General features: G+C 60.5%; 11 protein-coding genes. 4 read left to right on the top strand and 7 right to left on the bottom strand.

Going from position 1 to position 18,463, the window contains the following annotated elements; translation table 11 throughout:
• The first annotated feature begins 143 nt into the window (after nucleotides 1-143).
• Nucleotides 144-1,373 (top strand): acyl-CoA dehydrogenase, encoded by a 1,230-nt coding sequence (locus ACTJKS_RS20910; RefSeq protein WP_041075051.1) that lies wholly within the window; start codon nucleotides 144-146, stop codon nucleotides 1,371-1,373.
• A gap of 145 nt (nucleotides 1,374-1,518) precedes the next feature.
• Here ACTJKS_RS20910 and ACTJKS_RS20905 read toward each other — a convergent pair whose 3' ends face one another.
• Nucleotides 1,519-2,853: a phosphate ABC transporter substrate-binding/OmpA family protein gene (locus ACTJKS_RS20905; protein ID WP_262949233.1), complete on the bottom strand. Its 1,335-nt coding sequence runs from the start codon at nucleotides 2,851-2,853 to the stop codon at nucleotides 1,519-1,521.
• A 166-nt stretch (nucleotides 2,854-3,019) separates the two neighbouring features.
• Nucleotides 3,020-3,832: an exodeoxyribonuclease III gene (gene xthA / locus ACTJKS_RS20900; protein WP_108182305.1), complete on the bottom strand. Its 813-nt coding sequence runs from the start codon at nucleotides 3,830-3,832 to the stop codon at nucleotides 3,020-3,022.
• 326 nt (nucleotides 3,833-4,158) lie between these two features.
• On the opposite strand from xthA, the gene ACTJKS_RS20895 reads away from it, so the two are divergent.
• The 3 genes from ACTJKS_RS20895 to ACTJKS_RS20885 all read left to right on the top strand — a co-directional run bounded on the left by ACTJKS_RS20895 (nucleotide 4,159) and on the right by ACTJKS_RS20885 (nucleotide 10,274).
• Nucleotides 4,159-4,809, top strand: a complete 651-nt coding sequence (locus tag ACTJKS_RS20895; RefSeq protein ID WP_086794616.1) for a GNAT family N-acetyltransferase — start codon at nucleotides 4,159-4,161, stop codon at nucleotides 4,807-4,809.
• Between the two features lie 66 nt (nucleotides 4,810-4,875).
• Nucleotides 4,876-6,603, top strand: coding sequence for an autotransporter assembly complex protein TamA (locus tag ACTJKS_RS20890; protein ID WP_047291673.1), 1,728 nt, complete (start codon nucleotides 4,876-4,878; stop codon nucleotides 6,601-6,603).
• Complete coding sequence (locus tag ACTJKS_RS20885) at nucleotides 6,600-10,274, top strand: translocation/assembly module TamB domain-containing protein (protein ID WP_262949230.1); 3,675 nt, start codon at nucleotides 6,600-6,602, stop codon at nucleotides 10,272-10,274. The genes ACTJKS_RS20890 and ACTJKS_RS20885 overlap by 4 nt, the downstream gene beginning before the upstream one ends.
• Nucleotides 10,275-10,429: 155 nt before the next feature.
• On the opposite strand, the gene ACTJKS_RS20880 is transcribed toward ACTJKS_RS20885, so the two are convergent.
• The 5 genes from ACTJKS_RS20880 to ACTJKS_RS20860 all read right to left on the bottom strand — a co-directional run bounded on the left by ACTJKS_RS20880 (nucleotide 10,430) and on the right by ACTJKS_RS20860 (nucleotide 18,385).
• Nucleotides 10,430-12,940: a fimbria/pilus outer membrane usher protein gene (locus ACTJKS_RS20880; RefSeq protein ID WP_108182308.1), complete on the bottom strand. Its 2,511-nt coding sequence runs from the start codon at nucleotides 12,938-12,940 to the stop codon at nucleotides 10,430-10,432.
• A gap of 84 nt (nucleotides 12,941-13,024) precedes the next feature.
• Nucleotides 13,025-13,774, bottom strand: coding sequence for a fimbrial biogenesis chaperone (locus tag ACTJKS_RS20875; protein WP_108182309.1), 750 nt, complete (start codon nucleotides 13,772-13,774; stop codon nucleotides 13,025-13,027).
• A gap of 70 nt (nucleotides 13,775-13,844) precedes the next feature.
• Nucleotides 13,845-14,438: a fimbrial protein gene (locus tag ACTJKS_RS20870; protein ID WP_108182310.1), complete on the bottom strand. Its 594-nt coding sequence runs from the start codon at nucleotides 14,436-14,438 to the stop codon at nucleotides 13,845-13,847.
• 109 nt (nucleotides 14,439-14,547) lie between these two features.
• Complete coding sequence (locus ACTJKS_RS20865; protein ID WP_108182311.1) at nucleotides 14,548-15,195, bottom strand: response regulator; 648 nt, start codon at nucleotides 15,193-15,195, stop codon at nucleotides 14,548-14,550.
• Nucleotides 15,196-15,217: 22 nt separating this feature from the next.
• A complete protein-coding gene (locus tag ACTJKS_RS20860; protein WP_198759121.1) occupies nucleotides 15,218-18,385 on the bottom strand; it encodes a hybrid sensor histidine kinase/response regulator in 3,168 nt (1,055 codons plus the stop codon).
• Between the last annotated feature and the right edge of the window lie 78 nt (nucleotides 18,386-18,463).

Raw genomic sequence — 18,463 nt, 5'->3', positions numbered from 1 at the left:
TGTTCTAGGGGCTGACGATCAGCGGATCATATATCGGTGATGAATGTTTATACACGCCGAGAATAGGCTAGGTAAATTATCAGCGCTGTTCTAGCATCGATTGCATGATCTGAACAACCTCTGCCCATAGAAGGTAATTGCTCATGGATTTCGCTTATTCGCCCAAGGTGCAAGAACTGCGTGAGCGCGTGACCGCGTTCATGGACACTTACGTTTACCCGGCCGAAGCCGTGTTCGAACGCCAGGTTGCCGAGGGCGATCGCTGGCAGCCGACCGCGATCATGGAAGAACTCAAAGCCAAGGCCAAGGCTGAAGGTCTGTGGAATCTGTTCCTGCCGGAGTCGGAACTCGGCGCCGGGCTGACCAACCTGGAATATGCACCGCTGGCTGAGATCATGGGCCGTTCGCTGCTCGGGCCAGAGCCGTTCAACTGCTCGGCGCCGGACACCGGCAACATGGAAGTGCTGGTGCGCTACGCCAACGAAGAACAGAAACAGCGCTGGCTCGAACCGCTGCTGCGCGGCGAGATCCGCTCGGCGTTCGCCATGACCGAACCGGACGTGGCCTCGTCTGACGCGACCAACATGGCCGCCCGTGCCGTGCGTGATGGCGACGAGTGGGTGATCAACGGCAAGAAGTGGTGGACCTCCGGCGCTTGCGATCCGCGTTGCAAGATCCTGATCTTCATGGGCCTGAGCAACCCCGACGCACCGCGCCATGCCCAGCACTCGATGATCCTCGTACCGGTCGACACCCCCGGGGTAAAAATCGTCCGTCCGCTGCCGGTGTTCGGTTACGACGATGCACCGCACGGCCACGCCGAAGTGCTGTTCGACAACGTGCGCGTGCCGTACGAAAACGTGCTGCTCGGTGAGGGAAGAGGCTTCGAAATCGCTCAGGGTCGCCTTGGCCCGGGCCGCATTCACCACTGCATGCGTTCGATCGGCATGGCCGAGCGCGCACTGGAATTGATGTGCAAACGTTCGGTGAGCCGCACCGCGTTCGGCAAACCATTGGCGCGTCTGGGCGGCAACGTCGACAAGATCGCCGACTCGCGGATGGAAATCGACATGGCGCGCCTGCTGACCCTGAAAGCGGCGTACATGATGGACACCGTGGGCAACAAAGTGGCGAAGAGCGAGATCGCACAGATCAAGGTTGTCGCGCCGAACGTCGCGCTGCGGGTGATCGACCGGGCGATCCAGATCCATGGCGGGGCCGGGGTGTCGAACGATTTCCCGCTGGCCTACATGTATGCCATGCAACGCACCCTGCGCCTGGCCGACGGCCCGGACGAAGTGCACCGCGCGGCGATTGGCAAGTTCGAGATCGGCAAGTATGTGCCGAAGGAAATGCTGCGCAGCGAGCGCTGATCCAGTACCGCGTCATCGTTCATCGCTGGCAAGCCAGCTCCCACAGGTTTGTTTGGTGTTCACAAACTTTGTGTTCACTGGAAATCTCTGTGGGAGCTGGCTTGCCAGCGATGACGTAAGCAGGTTCAACACATCAACATCAGATTCAGTACACCCAAACCTCAACCCGCCGATTCTTGATCCTGCCTTCATCCGCACTGTTCGCCGCCACCGGCATCAGCGCGCCAAACCCACGCACCTCGCGTATCACCACGCCGTTTCTCACCAGTTCGCGACGCACCGCCATCGCCCGCAGTTTCGACAGCAGGTCGGCCCGTGCCGGGTCGTCTTTCTCGTCGCCAAACCCCACCAGCGTCACCGCGCGCTCGGTCTTGGCGTGGCGCTTTATATAGTCGAGCACCCGCGCCAGATCCTGCCGCGCCTTGTTGTCGAGGCTGGCGCTGCCTTCCTCGAAACGGAAATTCACCGTCAGACGCTGGGCATGGCGGCTGAGGGATTGATAACCCTCGGGCATCAGCGCATTCGGGGTGACGGTCATCGCGTGCACGGTCTGGCTGATGAAACCGTTGGCCGCGACAATCTTCTGGCCCTGTGGGCTTTGCGCAAACGCCACCAGCGCCGATGCCCACGGATTCTGGTTGCTGGGCGGCAAATAAAAGAACAGGCGCCGCGACAGCGGATAGTCCTCGGTGGCAATCAGGCTGTTGAGCGGCAACATCGACTGCGATGCGCCGTCAGCGATGGCCACGGCTTTGGCCTGGCGCACATACGGCAGGCCGATGAAACCGATGCCTTGCGGATCGTTGCTCACCGCATCGGACAATTGCTCGCTGGATTCGAAGCGTTTCGCAGTGGAACTCAGGTGTTTCCCACGACGAACCAGCACCAGTTCCTTGAACGTGTCGTAGGTACCGGACTGATCATCCCGCGCATATAAATGAATCGATCCGCCGTGCCCGCCGACGTCTTCCCAGGTTTTCACCTCACCGCTGAAGATCCGCGCCAGTTGCTCGGTGTCCAGTTGCTGCAGGGGGTTGCCGGGGTGAAGGATGATCGCCAAGCCGTCGATGGCGATCACTTGCTCGGCCTCAGCGCTTTTCAGGTCGCCGAGCGCTTCCAGGTTGAGCAGTTCGCTGTCCTTGATTGGGCGTGAGGAGGCGGCGAGGTCGGCGCTGGCGGTTTTCAGTGCGGTGAACCCGGTGCTGGAACCATGGGCGGCGACTTCAATCACCACCCGTTGGCCTTGCGCAGTCTGAGCCACGATGTGTTGTTCGTTGGCGTTGTCGGGGTTTTCGCGGTGAATCTTCAGCAGACCCTGCTCTTGCAGAAAACCTTCGACCAGCGCCGGGCCGAGATCGGCGCCGATGGTGTTGGAACCCTGAATGCGCAATGCCGGGCCGTTTTCGGGGACGGGCAGGGTGGCGGCACTGACCGTCAGCCATGCACTCGACAGAAAAGCGAACAGAACACGCAGGGTCATGCCGGCACCGAATCAGGCCAAGGGGATTGCCGGGGAGATTAAGTCAGGTGCATGACCAAAACATGACAGATCAAAAGATCGCAGCCTGCGGCAGCTCCTACAGGAAAACGCGTTCNTTCCAATGTAGGAGCTGCCGCAGGCTGCGATCTTTTGATCATGACCAATATCAGCTCAACTCAAGCCAGATTGGCGCATGATCCGACGGCTTTTCCATGCCCCGCAGTTCGTAGTCCACGCCCGCATCCTTGACCCGCGGCAGCAAGCCATGGGAGGCGAGAATCACGTCGATGCGCAGACCACGCTTGGGCTCATCCTCAAACCCGCGGCTGCGGTAGTCGAACCAACTGAACATGTCGGTCACGTCCGGGTTCAGGTGCCGATAGCTGTCAGTCAGGCCCCAGTTTTTCAGGCGGGCCATCCATTCACGTTCTTCCGGCAGGAAGCTGCATTTGCCGGTTTTTAACCAGCGCTTCATGTTGTCCGGGCCGATGCCGATGTCGCAGTCTTCCGGGGAAATGTTTACATCGCCCATCACTACCAGCGGCTGTTCGTTGTGGAACTGGCTTTCCAGCAGGGTTTGCAGGTCGCTGTAGAAGCGCTGCTTGGCCGGGAATTTGGTTGGGTGGTCGCGGCTTTCGCCCTGCGGGAAGTAGCCGTTCATGATGGTCACCGGTACGCCATTGGCGTCGGCGAAGGTGCCCCAGATAAAGCGGCGCTGGGCGTCTTCTTCATCGCTGGCGAAGCCTTTGTGAATCGCGATCGGCTCACTGCGCGAAAGCAGGGCAACGCCGTAATGGCCTTTCTGACCGTGGAAATAAACGTGATAACCCAGCGCACGCACTTCTTCCAACGGGAATTGGTCGTCGTGGACCTTGGTTTCCTGCAGGCCGATCACGTCCGGCTGATGCTTTTCGATCAGCGCTGCCAGCTGATGCGGACGGGCTCGCAGTCCATTGATGTTGAAGGAAACGATCTTCATGGTCGGCAGTCCTGGCAAAAGGGCGATGCTAGCTGACATGTGGGATGGGGGCCAGTGTGGGGTAAGCAGATTCGCTGTGTTCTGTCAGATGTGTGCTGTCTGTGGGGCCCCATCGCTGGCAAGCCAGCTCCCACAGGTTCAATGGTGTTCACATATTTTGTGTGCGACGCAGGCACTGTGGGAGCTGGCTTGCCAGCGATGAGGCCCGCCCGGTCGATGAAGATCCCGAGTTGGTCTATACCTGTGGGGAACTGCGCCACCTGCAACAGGTTCGTACCATCAAGAGCGCAGTCATTTGCGCTGCGCCCCGGGGGAGAATCACCGTCATGCCTGAAACCCAGACTGCCATCGCCGACATCCACATGCTCGACCGCGGTTACTCGCGCGAAGCCCGATCGTTGCTGTATCAGGCGTACCGCCACGAGCCGACCTTCGGTTACTTGTTCGAGGCCGAGCGGCCGGGCTACGAGCAGCGCGTACGGGCCACGGTGCGTGAGCTGGTCAAGCAGCATTTCCTGCAGGACCTGCCGGCCATCGGTCTGCTGGTCAACGACCGCCTGATCGGGATTGCCCTGATCGCGCCGCCGCAACGGCGTCTGGGGATCACCGAGAGCTGGGCGTGGCGCCTGCGCATGGTGCTCAGCACCGGTTTCCGTTGCACCCGACGTTATCTGGCCTATCACGATGCGGTGGCGGCGTGCGTGCCCAGCGACTCGGTGCACATGTTGCCGCTGCTGGGAATCCACCCGCAGTTTCAGGGCAAACACTTCGGTGAGCAGTTGCTGACGGCGGTGCACAACTGGTGCGCGGTGGACGAAACCTCGCAAGGCGTGGTACTCGACACCGGCAACCCGCGTTACCTGGAATTCTATAAACGCCAGGGCTACGAAGAGATTGGCGAAGTGGCCGTGGGCCCGGTGCGTGAACACGTGTTTTTCCACGCCAATCCGCAGGTGTTACAAACTGCAACAGCATAGCAATCGAACTTCTTCGGAAATTTCCTGTTCTATCACGCTCCCAAGCCCGTGATAGCATCCGCGCCTATGAAGTTTCCAGGAAGATTTACCAGTGGCGTGCTCCTGCTGTTAACCAGCTGCGCGGCGCTGGCGCAAAGTGAATTGGACGTGCGGATCAAACCGTCCAACGACGAACTCAAGGCCAATATAGAAGGCTATATCGGCAGCCTCGGCGATCGTGACGAACAAGCCTTGCTGCGCTTCAGTCGCGGGGCCGAGGAGCAGGCGCGCAAAGCCGCGCAAGCCTTGGGTTATTACCAGCCGCAGATCGACAGCGATGTGAAGGGCGGTGATAAACCGCGCCTGGTGCTGAACATCGATCCTGGCGAGCCGATTCGTCTGCGCAATGTGACCATCCGCGTCGACGGGCCCGCGGCCTCCCTCAAATCCTTTCGTGTGCCGAGCAGTGACACGCTCAAGTCCGGCGCGGTGCTCAACCATGGGCGTTATGAAGACGCCAAACGCCTGATCCAGAACCAGGCCTCGCGCTTCGGTTTCTTCAGCGGCCATTTCACCAGCCAGAAACTCCTGGTCGACCCGCGTGCCGGGGTGGCCGACGTTGAATTGATCTACGACAGCGGCCCGCGTTATGCGCTGGGCAGCGTCAGTTTCGAGGGCGACACGCCGTTCGACGAAGACCTGCTGCAGCGCATGGTGCCGTTCAAGGCCGGCGACCCGTATGACTCCGAGCTGATCGCCGAACTCAACCGCGACCTGCAATCGAGCGGCTATTTCGAAGGCGTGCGCGTCGATGCCGCACCGACGGCGGCGAAGAACGACGTGATCCCGGTCGACGTCAAACTCGATACACGCAAGCCGCGCACCATGGGCCTGGGCCTCGGTTATTCCACCGACGTCGGCCCCCGGATCAAAGCCAACTGGACCCGCCACTGGGTCAACCCGCAGGGCGACAGCTACGGCTGGGAAGCCGAACTGTCGGCGCCACGGCAAAACGTCGGTCTGTTCTACGACATCCCGCTCGACCCGCCGCTGACCGACAAACTGCGCTGGGCCGGTGGTTATCAATATGAAAACATCGACGGCTCCGACACCCTGAGCAAGCTGCTGACCTTCGGCCCGGAATGGCACAGCAAGTTGCCCAGCGGCTGGCAGCGAGTGATCTCGCTGAAATGGCAGCGCGAAGAATATGAACTCGGCGACGACTCTGGCCTCAGCACCTTGCTGATGCCCGGCATCAGTTACTCGTACCTGAAAAGCGACAACCGCATCGACCCGCATAACGGCTATCGCCTGACCTTTGAAAGCAAGGTCGCGAAGGAAGGCCTCGGTTCGGACAACAACCTTTTATATGGCACGGCGTTGATCAAAGGCCTGACCACGGTGTTCGACAACCACCGCTTTCTCGGTCGGGTGCAGGTCGGCGGCAGCGCCACCAACGGTTACAACTCGGTACCGCCGTCGCTGCGTTTCTTCGCCGGTGGCGATCAGAGCGTGCGCGGTTACGACTACCAGAGCCTGTCCCCGGAAAACGCCAAGGGCGACCGCATCGGCGGACGTTACATGGTCGCCGGCAGCGTCGAGTACCAGTATTCGATTGCCGAGAAGTGGCGGGTCGCGACCTTCGTCGACCAGGGCAACTCCTTCAACAAACTCGAACTGCCGAACCTCAAGACCGGGGTCGGTATCGGTGTGCGCTGGGTCTCGCCGGTGGGGCCGATCCGCCTCGACCTGGCTCACGCGCTGGACGACGACGGCGGCATCCGGCTGCACTTTTCCATGGGGCCTGAGCTGTGAAGCGTGGTTTGAAAATAGCGGCACTGGCGTTGTTGACGCTGGTGCTGTTGGTTGTATTGAGCATCGCAGCCGTACTCGGGACGCAGGCCGGCAGCCGTTGGGCGCTGAGCCTGGTGCCGGGTTTGAGCGTGGAGAATTTCCAGGGGCGTCTCGGTGGCCAATGGAGCGCCGATCATCTGCTGTGGCAGCAGGACAGCAGTCGCGTCGAGCTGAGCAAGGCGATTTTTGCCTGGTCGCCGCTGTGCCTGACGCGCATGACCCTGTGCATCGAACAGCTCAAGGCTGATCAGGTGATTCTGCAATTCCCGCCGAGTGAAGAAACCACCGACAGCGGCCCGATCAAACTGCCGGATCTGCAACTGCCGGTGGCCATCGAACTCGGTGACGTACAAGTCGGCAGCCTGCTGTTCAACGGCAGCGAGCAGCTCAAGGGCCTGCAACTGGCGGCGCACTGGACCGCCCAGGGCCTGCAGATCGACAGCGTGAAACTGCAGCGCGACGACCTCAGCCTGAACCTCTCCGGCCTGCTGCAACCGACCGGCAACTGGCCGCTGAACATCGCCGGTGACCTGAGCCTGCCGTCCCCTGGCACTGGCCCCTGGACGCTGGCGTTGAAAGTCGACGGCGATCTGCTGAAAACCCTCAACCTGTACGCCGACAGCCACGGTTACCTTGACGGCCAGTTGAGCGGCGAGCTGCAACCGCTGGCGGAAAATCTGCCGGCCAAGGTGCGGATCACCAGCGATGCGTTCAAACCGAGCGCTGACCTGCCGGACACCCTGCAATTGAATCAGCTGCTCTTGACCGGCGAAGGTGATCTGAAAAACGGTTACCAGCTCAATGGCAACGCCACGCTGCCCGCCGACAAGGGGCCGGTGGCGCTGCTGCTCAAAGGCAAAGTCGACGCCAGTGGCGCGCAGATTGCCGGCCTCGACCTGACGGCCAACGACAAACAAAGCCTCAAACTCACCGGCAGTGTCGACTGGAGCAAGGGCCTCACGGCGCAAGCCAACATCAACTGGCAGGACTTTCCGTGGCATCGGCTCTATAACGAAATCGATGAACCCCAAGTCGCCTTGCGCACCTTCACTGGCGAAGTCTCCTACACCGACGGTCAGTACATCGGTAACTTCGCCGCTGCACTGGACGGTCCGGCGGGCGCATTCAGCCTCAGCAGTCCGTTCAGCGGCAGCCTGAAACAGATCGCCTTGCCGCAATTGAAGATGGAAGCCGGGCAGGGCAAGGCTGAAGGGCATGTGAACGTGCAGTTCGCCGACGGCATCGCCTGGGACACCGCGCTGGATCTCTCTGCGTTGAACCCGGCGTACTGGGTCGCGGAACTGCCGGGCACGTTGGCCGGGCCATTGCGCAGCAAAGGCGAAATGAAGAACGAACGCCTGAGCCTCACCGCCGACCTCGACCTCAAGGGCAAACTGCGCGGGCAACCGGCCGTCCTCCAGGCCAAGGCGGACGGTGCCGGTGAGCAATGGAACCTCAACGCCCTGCAAATCCGCCTCGGCGACAACAGCATCAGCGGCAAGGGCAGCCTGCAACAGAAACTCACCGGGCAGATCGACATCAAGCTGGCGCGCCTGGCCCAGCTCTGGCCGCAGTTGCGCGGGCAGGTCACGGGGCTGGTCAATGTCGCCGGTACGCTGAAGGCACCGCAAGGCAAGCTCGGTTTGCAAGGTTCGCAACTGGCGTTTCAGGACAATCGTCTGCAAAGCCTCAATCTCGATGCCACGCTCGACAGTGCGCAACGGGCAAAGATCGACCTCAAGGGCAGCGGCATTCAGGCCGGTGACACCAACCTCGGTGTGTTGACCGCCAGCGCCCAAGGCGACATCAAGCACCAGAAACTCAACCTCGACCTGCTCGGGCCGAAGCTGAAACTGGCCCTCGGTCTGGACGGCAATCTGGATCAGGGCAACTGGCGCGGACGTTTGGCCAGTGGCGACATTCAGGCCGGCGGCCAGGATTGGAAACTGCAGAACCCGGCCAGACTCGAACGCCTCGCTGACGGCAGGATCAACTTCGGCGCGCATTGCTGGATGTCCGGCAATGCCAGCCTGTGCGGCGAAGATCAGCGCCTGCTGCCGGAGCCGAAACTGCGTTACCACCTCAAGCAGTTCCCGATCGAAAGTCTCGCGCAATGGTTGCCGAAAGACTTTGGCTGGCAAGGCAGGCTCAACGCCGATCTGCAATTGGATCTGCCGGCCAGCGGCCCCAATGGCGTGGTCAGCATCGACGCCAGCGGCGGCACCTTGCGCATGAAAGAAAAGGATCAGTGGCTGGACTTCCCGTACCAGACCCTGAAGCTCACCAGCAAACTCACACCCAAGCGGGTGGACACCGAACTCAACTTCGTCGGCGGCAAACTCGGCGAGTTGATGGTGCAGGCGCAGCTCAATCCGCTGCCGAAAAACAAACCGTTGAGCGGCTCTTTCCGCCTGAGCGGGCTGGACCTGTCTGTGGCGCGGCCGTTTGTGCCGATGGTCGAAAAACTCACCGGACGCCTCAACGGCAGCGGCACGATTTCCGGCGGGCTGCTGGCGCCGCTGGTCAACGGCACCGTCAAACTCAGCGACGGCGAAGTGTCCGGTGCCGAGCTGCCGATGGAACTCAAGGACCTGCAGCTGCAAGCGGTGATTGCCGGCGAATCGGTGCGCCTCGATGGTGGCTGGAAAAGCGGCAAAAGCGGGCAGGGCAGCTTGAACGGTAACGTCGCCTGGGGGCAGGCGCTGATGGTCGATGTCGCGCTCAAAGGCACGCAACTGCCGGTGACCGTCGAGCCTTACGCCAAACTGGAAGTGGCGCCAGACCTGAAAATTTCCATGGCCGGCGACGAGCTGAAAATTGCCGGCAAGGTCCAGGTGCCGCGAGGCGAAATCACCGTGCGTGAACTGCCGCCGTCAACGGTGAAGGTGTCCGACGACACGATCATCGTCGGGGCACAGACCGAAGAGGGCAAACCACCGCTGGCCATGAAGATGGACATCGACGTGGTGGTCGGCGAAGACAAACTGAGCTTCGCCGGGTTCGGCCTGACCGCCAACCTGCAAGGTCACGTGCACATCGGCGACAACATGGACACCCGTGGCGAGCTGTGGCTCAACGACGGCCGTTACCGCGCCTACGGCCAGCGCCTGAACGTGCGCCGTGCGCGACTGTTGTTTGCCGGCCCGATCGATCAGCCGTACCTGGACATCGAGGCGATTCGCCAGACCGACGACGTGATCGCCGGTATTCGCCTGAGCGGCAGTGCCGAGCAACCGACCACGCAGATCTTCTCCGAACCGGCCATGAGCCAGGAACAGGCGTTGTCGTATCTGGTGCTCGGGCGTCCGCTGAGCACCAACGGCGAAGACAACAACATGCTCGCGCAAGCGGCGTTGGGCCTGGGCTTGATGGGCAGCTCCGGGGTCACCAGCAGTCTGGCCAAGGACCTGGGGATTCAGGACTTCCAGCTCGATACCCAGGGCAGCGGCAACACCACCAGCGTGGTCGCCAGCGGCAACATCTCCGAGAAACTCAGTTTGCGTTACGGCGTTGGCGTGTTCGAACCGGCCAACACCATTGCGCTGCGTTACAAGCTGAGCAAGAAGGTTTATGTCGAAGCGGCCAGCGGTGTCGCCAGTTCGCTGGATATCTTCTACAAGCGCGATTTCTAGATCGCGCTTCCTCCTTAAACCGAGTCGCCTCCATCGCTGGCAAGCCAGCTCCCACAAGTCTCTCTGGTGCACCTGAATGTTGTGACCGGCAAGGACCCTGTGGGAGCTGGCTTGCCAGCGATGGCGTCTTCTCAGTCGTCGGCGCAGACGTTGGATCACTGGAGATCTGCGGATTTCTCAGAGGCTGTCGCGTGGCACACCAGCGCCACCCGCTCATAGTTCAGCGCCTTGTTGCGCTCCGGCAACGCGTAAGGCGCTTCGCAGCGCTGGTTCTGCCAGTTGATGATCAGGGTGCCGGCGTCGGCCTCCACCAGCGCCAGTGCCTTGCCGCCCGGGTCGGAGATCGCCAGTTGCTTGCCGGCGCTGTCCTCCAGCGAGGCGCCAAACGGGATCGGCTGGTGCTGCGCATCGAATAAGGCGAACTGCACGCGGCGTCCGGTCTTGCTGGTGTAACGCGCCAGCACCACGGCACCACGGCGTGGCACCACTTGTCGGGTCGCATTGTCGATCTCGACATCGCCGCCCAGATCGCGGGTGTCGAGGTTGATCCAGTTCACGCGATAGGGCTGCGCATTGGGCACCACGGCGAAGCCGTTATTGCCGGTGCTGGCCCCGGTGAAACTGCCGATTTTCACTCCTTCCACGCCTTCGACCTGAGCCAGCGCGAACGTCTCGCCCACGGTTTGTCCGAGGTTGATCCCGCCGGCATGGCCGACGATCGAACCTGCCAGGTTCAGGTTCTGCGAGTTGTAACCGCGGCCCTGACTGTAACCGGCACTGATATCCATCACCGAGGTGCGGGTGCTGAGGTTGACCGAACCGGAGCTGCCAGCGGTGCTGCTGTTGCCGGCTTGTACCGAGTAATAGGTGTCGCTGTCTTCCGACAGATAGCCGTTGATGCCCATTTGCGTGGTGTCGCTGGATTTCTGCGTGCTGGCCGAGACAAACGCCCGGGGAGCGCGGGGCTTGGAACCCAGCGGGAACGACACCGACAGGTTGACCAGTGTGTCGTTGTTCGCCGGCCCGTAATTGCCGACATCCTTGGTATACGTCGCGCCGAGGTTGTAACTCACATCCCCCCAATAGTTGCTGTAACCGGCCGACAGGCTTTGTGAACCGCCGCGTCCCCAGTAACGCTGGTCGCTGGCGTTGATGTAGACGCTGCCATATTCCTGGTTGCGCCCCAGGCTCTGATTGACGGTCAGGTCGGTACGGGTTTTCGAGTTGCCGGTACGTGGCTGGCCATCGCGGCTCAACTCCTCTACGTGCTCGGTGAGGGTGCGATAGCCCTCGGTCGAGTAGCGATAGGCGGCGAGAGTGAAGTTGGTGTCGGTGCCAGTGAACGTCTTCGCATACAGGGCACGCAAGCTGTTGCCGGTGAGCGTTTCGCCGAAGGTGTTGCTCATGGAGTGGGTCAAGTCCAGTGAGATCGCACCGATGGCGGTATTGCGGCCAGCGCCGACGGACAATGCCTTGAAGTTGTCCGTGGCCTGCACCCCGACGATCCCGGACAAGTTGCTGCTGATGCCATACGCCAGTGTGCTGCTGACAAACTGCGGGGTCTTCTGATCCTCGCTGTTGCTGTTGTACTGGCCGGCCGAGACGCTGTACTTCAACTGGCCTTGGCGAACCATGATCGGCAAGCTGGAAAACGCTTGCACCGTCACTCGGCGCCGACCATCGGCTTCGATGATTGTCACTTCCAGGTCACCGTTGGAGCCGCTGGGGTAGATATCGCTGATCTCGAACGGCCCCGGCGGCACGTTGGCGGTGTAGAGGATGTAGTTGTTCTGGCGAATTTCCACGGTCGCGCTGGACTGCGCAATGCCGCGAATCACCGGCGCATAACCGCGTTCGCTGTCGGCACGCATACCGTCGTCGGACGCCAGCTTCAGCCCGCGGTAGCGCACGCTGTCGAACAGGTCGGCATCGGAGAAAATATCCCCGGCGCTGAACTGGCCTTTCACGGCGGTCACGTCATGTTGCAGGTAACTGCGGTTGCTTTTGAACGTGCTGGGGCGGCCAGTGCTGCTGTTGAAGTTCGATTCGTTGCGCAGGCGCCAGCCACCCAGGTTGATCCCGTTGCGCAAGCCGAGGTTGTTGGACAGGGTGTTCTCGGTTTGGGTGCTGTTGCGGCTGCTGCTCAACTGATAATTGATGAACGCGGCGGGTACGCCTTCGTCCCACAGCGCCGAGTCGACGTAACCCCGTCGGCCACGCTCCATGGCACTTTGCGGGACACTGACCATCAGCCGCAGACGCGGCACGTCGTAACGGACAGTAGCGTGATCGATCAACGCGGGCAGATCGACGCAGGCGTTCGGGTCATCGCCGAGCAGTTTGCCGGCGGCCTGCAGTTTGCCGATGTCGACCCCCAGTTGCTGCACCATCTCCAGGGTCAGACAGGCTTCGATCTTTCCCGTACCAGGATGGCGACGGAAATCGATATCGCGCCGGCCGACCAGCGTTTCGTTGCCGTAAAGATCGACCCGATAAATGCCGGGCAGCACGCGACTGCTGGCGAGCAGTGATTGCAGGTCGACAGATGAGGGGGCGCCTTGCAGAAACGATGTATTGAATTGTTCTTCGTCATCGGCCAGGCAGGTGCAACTGATAACCAGAGCAACCGAAAATGGCGCCCATCCGTCGCGCTTGAGTAAAAACATGCAGGAACCCTATATCACCTCCGATACGAACTAACGGAGCGAAGAGAAATACAGTGAATGTGTGCGATCAGTGCGATTCGCGAGTTATGGCGTTTCTTTCTTTGGACTGGCGCGAGTGTCGACGCTGTTGGAAAGTTGCGCGGTGAAGCGATCTTGGGCGCCATAGTCATTAATGCTGCTGAACAACAAACTTGCCGCATTCGTCGAGTGAAGTTGTTTAAGCACGAACTCTTTGCGTTCGCCGGGCGCGATCATCATCGAATCAAACGGGTGCTCACTGAGTGCGCCGGATTGCAGAGTGATATCGGCGATGGACACGTGATAAAGACCGGGGTTATTCACCATCAGCACGCTTTTGCCGGCGCGCTCGGCCAGGCGCCAGGTCAATTCGCCCGGTGCCAGATAGGCGTTGTTTTTCAGGCCCGGCGGGCGGAAGAACACCTTGATGCGCTGGCGCACGGCGAGTTGCAGGGTGTTCTGGGTCTTCGCATTCTGGGGGATTTCCTGCACGTTGAGCCAGACCACCGACTCGCGGTCGGTCGGCATGCCCGCGCCTTCGTAGATCACCCGCAGGATCTGCTGTTCGTCGCCACTGACGCGTACCAGTGGCGGAGTGACGGCAAACGGTACCGCGGCAGTTTCACTGGAGTCGGTGTCGATCCATGATTGAATCAATACATCAGCACCACTGTTACGCACGGTGATTCCGGCTTCCTTGTGCTGGCCGTCGAAGACCAGACGGGTGCTGCTCAAGGAAATGCCGGCCATGGCCTGATTGGCCACGAGCAGGCCCAAAAGGCCCGCGCAAAGGGACAATGAGTGACGATAAAACATAAGGGGTACCGCGCTGTTGATTGAGGGTGCAGGGCCGGCNCCCTGCACCAGGCGTGAGTGTTCGCGCGGGTTATTCGTATTGCAGCGTGAACGGCAGGGTGGCGTCACCGCGACCGGCAACGGCGGTTGTCACGTCGCCAGTGGTGACGTAGGCGGCCGAGAATTTCAGCGTGGTGTTGCTGTCTTGCAGAGTATTTTCGATCTTCGCAGTTGACGGCGAGCTCAGGTCGATCAACGCTCCGTTGGAGTCGAGCAAGGCGATACCAATGTTCTTCGCAGCACCAAGACCGTCGATCAGCTTCAGCACTTTGGTTCCGGCAACGATGCCCGAACCTGCGCCCTTGGTCGGCTCGAAGATCATCGCAACCTTGGTCCCGGCGTTGCAGTTGATCTTCATGTCGAAGTTCTCGACGCTCAGGGTGCCGTTGCCTTTAGGCGCAGTGGCGGTGCCCATGTCCTTGATCGACACTTCACCCATGTCGACCGAAATGGTTTTGTTCTTGCCGGCGCCTGCAACCGAGCAGGCATCGTTGTTGATGGTGCCGGTGAAGTTGATCGTGCCGGTGCCGGCCTTGGTCGGGGTCAGTGGCGGGTCGGCTGCCAGGACATTGCCGGCCGCAGCGAAGATCGAAAGGGTGAGAAGCGTTCGGGACAACTTTTTCATGTTGCTTTTTCCATTGATGGGGTTAAAGCAACACAATAAAGCGCGGTTTACTAACGGAACATCAGACGATTCCTAGATGTACGAAAGTATCAGAGAGGTGGCTGCTTTATTAGTTGAACAAGTTGCGCTCAATACAATAGGCCATTAACTCTTGGTCGCTACTGACTTCAAGTTTGCGCATTGCCGATATTTTTTGTGTACTGATGGTTTTTGCACTTCTGTTCAGGTGACGGGCAATGTCGTTGACGCCTTGGCCCTGAACGAACAAACGCAGAATTTCATGCTCCTTGGGCGACAGCCGGGAAAAACGTTCATCCAGAGCGGCGCCGTCGCTCACTACGGATGTCGGCGCGGGTGCTTGCCAGCGCACCGGGCTGCCTTTGGCGATGGCTTTGAGGGCGGTCTCGATTTCGTCGTGCAGTTGGTTTTTCTGAATGACCGCCAGCACGCCCAGCTCCCGCAGGCGCGTCAGGATCAAGGGGTTGGAAATCATGGTCAGCACCAATACCCGGAGCTTGGGAAAGTGTCGTGTCAGGTATTCCATCAGTTTCAGACCGTCTCCGTAAGGCGAATCGGCGGGCATGTTGAAATCGGTGATCAACAGATCTACAGGCTTGGTCTCCAGCAGCTTGATCAGCTCATCGGAGCTAACGGCTTCGCCCACCACGCGAAAGCGTTGGTCACGCTCAACCAGTTCCCGCACCCCCAGCACCACGATGGGATGATCATCGGCAATGACAACGTTGAAGGTTTCCATGAGTGATTTATCCAGAGTGAAGTTATTCGAGGGAGTCGAGCAGATCTTGCAGACGCGTCAGATTTTGTCGCACCGCCACGGCCAGAGCGGGCGTCACGGCCATGCCGGTCAAGCGACATTCCAGCTCGACAAAAGCGCTGGCCAAGACGTTGACCTGCACCGCTCCCAGCGCCCCCGCCATGCTGTGCAGTTGCTGCGCCACGTTATTGGCGTCGGCCGCATCCAGTGCCGTCAGGGTGGTCTGAATATCCTGGCGCAGGGTGGTGACAAACAACTCGCGCATTTTTGCAGATAGCGACGGCGGGGCATCGATAACGGGGGCCATAGCGATTTTGCAATGTTGTTCAAGTTGCGCGCGCAGGGTGGCAAGGTTCAGTGGCTTGACCATCCAGGCGTTCATTCCGACGGCTGCGCAACGCTCGCCTTCTTCGCGCAGAGCGTTGGCGGTGACGCCGATGATCGGTAGCGTTGTGTCCTGTTGGCGTATCGCTTCGGCGAGTCGGTAGCCATTCATGACTGGCATGTTGACGTCGGTCAGCAGCAGATCGAAGCGGCCGGGTGTCCACTGCGCCAAGGCCTGTTCGCCATTCGCGGTGACGACCACCGTGCAGCCCAGTGCTTCCAGTTGTTCCTTGATGATTGCCGCGTTGATCACGTTGTCTTCGGCCACCAGCACTTGCAGATTCAACGGGCGGGTCTTTGCCTGCAACGAGGCTGGGCGCTGCGCATTGGCGCCGAGTTGGGCCAGATGAATCGCCCATGCGATCGCGCGCACATCATCGGCATCGACCGCCCAGTCGGTGCCGTTTGACTGCGCCGGATTGGGGCCACCCGGCACGGCGACGATCCGTTGCCCGTTCCGGAGTGGGGCATTGTCGATGGGCGAAAGGTCCACCAGCAGCGACGACGGCAGCGGCATCTCGCTCACCACCAAGCGGCAATCAAGACCAAAACGATTGAGCCAGGCAATAAGGTGCTGCGCCAGTTCGCTGACGGGGGCACGAACATAAACGGTGGGACTGCCGGCAGCGAAAGCAGGGCAGTCAGCCAATGCCCCCGGCACGGTCTCCAGCGCGAGCTGCAGGGTAAAACTGCTGCCCAGTCCCGGTTCGCTGACCACGTTCAACTTCCCTTGCATCAACTCGCACAGCCACTTGCAAATAGCCAGGCCCAGACCCGCGCCGGCCTGACTGTCGGCGTCGTTGACCTGATAGAACGGGTCGAACAACTGCTGCTGTTGTGTCAGGGAAATCCCCACGCCGGAATCACTGACCTGCCACTGCACCTCGGTGTTGCCAGCGGCGTTTTGCAACATGCGTAGGCGCAGCGCCACGCGGCCGTTGTCGGTAAACTTGATCGCGTTGCTCAGCAGGTTGTTGAGGATCTGGCGGATGCGCAACGGGTCACCGCGCAGTCGATCCGGCAAGGTCGAATCGATGCAGGCATACAGTTGCAGGCCTTTCGCGCGGGCAAATGCGCTGTAAGTACGCACGACGTCTTCAGTCAGCTCCAGCGGGCAGAAGTCCTGAAGCTCAAGAGTCATTTGCCCGGCCTCGATCTTCGACACATCCAGCACATCGCTGATCAGCTTGAACAGGCTGGCGGAGGAGCGCTGGATGGTGTCCAGATAATCCTGCTGGCGCGGGGCGAGTGGTGTCAGTCCGAGCAATTCAAGGGTGCCCAGTACACCGTAGAGCGGGGTGCGAATCTCATGGCTCATGGTGGCGAGGAAGCGGCTTTTGGCCTGGTTGGCCGAGTCGGCGGCCTGACGGGCCTCTTCCAGCGCTGCTGCGTCTTCGATATGCCGGGTCACGTCATGCAGTGCACACAGCCAGGCATCCTGGCCTTGGTAACGCGTCGACACGAAATCGACGTGCACGTGGCGGCGGTCAATCTCCAGTTCCGCGTGACCAGGCCCGGTCGACTGCTGGAGCAGACTCATCAGATCGCGGGTGTCCTGCCATTGCTGCGCACGCTGGTTTTGCAACAGTACGCGGTGATCGCTACGGCGGATCACGCACAGGCCTGTGGGAGCCGTGTCGATGATCGCGCGGCCGAAAGCCTCGCTTTCGGCGATGCTGGCGTGAGCGCTCTGCGCCGGCAGGATGACCCGGTTCATGTACCAGCGATTGAACGCGCGGCCACATCCGAGCATGGTCAGGACCAGAGCGAACAGGCCCAGCAGTGGCCACAGCGCGTAATCCATAAAACTCTGCACGCTGATGACGTAGATCGCCGTCCAGCGCTGATCTTCGGCACTGCTAAGTTTGAACACCAGACCGTCGCGATTGAAGTTCACGCCCTCATCCAGCGCCTGAGCAGATCGCTGTGCGCCGGTCAAAACCTCGCCAGCGGGACTGATCAAGGTGAAGTCATCGTAAATCGACCACTCCATCAATCGCTCTATGTTGTTCACCTGAGACAGTTTCAGCAACGTGCCGAGCACCACCCAGGAATCGGCGCCCTCAATGGTCAGTGTGGGCTGCAGCAGATTGATCCTGACGTAGGCCAGCAGCGTCGGTGTCGCTTCGTTGTCCTGAGTGGGCGGGTAGGGTGCCCAATGCACTTGATGATCGGCCGTCGATGAAGCCTGTTCGCGTGTGTGCTGGTTCATCTGGCTGATGATCTGGGCAACCGCGCCGATTTGTATCGGGCCGGCACCGCGCAAGCGCCCGGCGGAGGGAACGGCCACGTCGAAGTTGTCGGGGCCATTAAGCAGGATCACTTGCGGCGATTGATAGTGCGATGCCGCCCAGAACGCGCTGTAGTAGGCGGCCAGATAACTGCCCAGCGCGAAAACCTTGGGGTATTGGTCGGCGGCGATTCTCTGCGGATCAATCTTTACACTGAACGGCAGTGAGAACGGCAAGCCACGCCCCTCATAGACATTCGGGCCTTCTTCTGGCAGCGGTTTTTGCGAATAAGTGGGCAACACGACCAAAGGAAAATATTGACCCTTGGCACTGGCCTGAGAGATATCGCGAAGGAACGCTTCCTGCTCATGGATATTTTCCATCAAACGGGCGAAGTGAAACTGCAGCGTGTCGCGCTGTTCTTCAATCATGCGCTGCGCGCCCAGATAACTGACGCCGAGCAAAAACAACACCAGCGCGCCGAGCACTGGCAGGCTTTTGTTCAAACGCAACGAACTGCTGGCCAGTTTATCCAGAAATGCATTGGTCTGCGGCATTAGAGCGCCTGACCAGCGGTGATGGGGCAGCCTTGGGACACAGTGACCTCGGTAGCGAGCGACGTTCAATAACCGCCA

Source organism: Pseudomonas sp. 22189 (genome assembly GCF_052045635.1).
GTDB classification, from domain to species: domain Bacteria; phylum Pseudomonadota; class Gammaproteobacteria; order Pseudomonadales; family Pseudomonadaceae; genus Aquipseudomonas; species Aquipseudomonas parakoreensis.
This window is presented reverse-complemented; position numbering and strand designations above follow the sequence as displayed.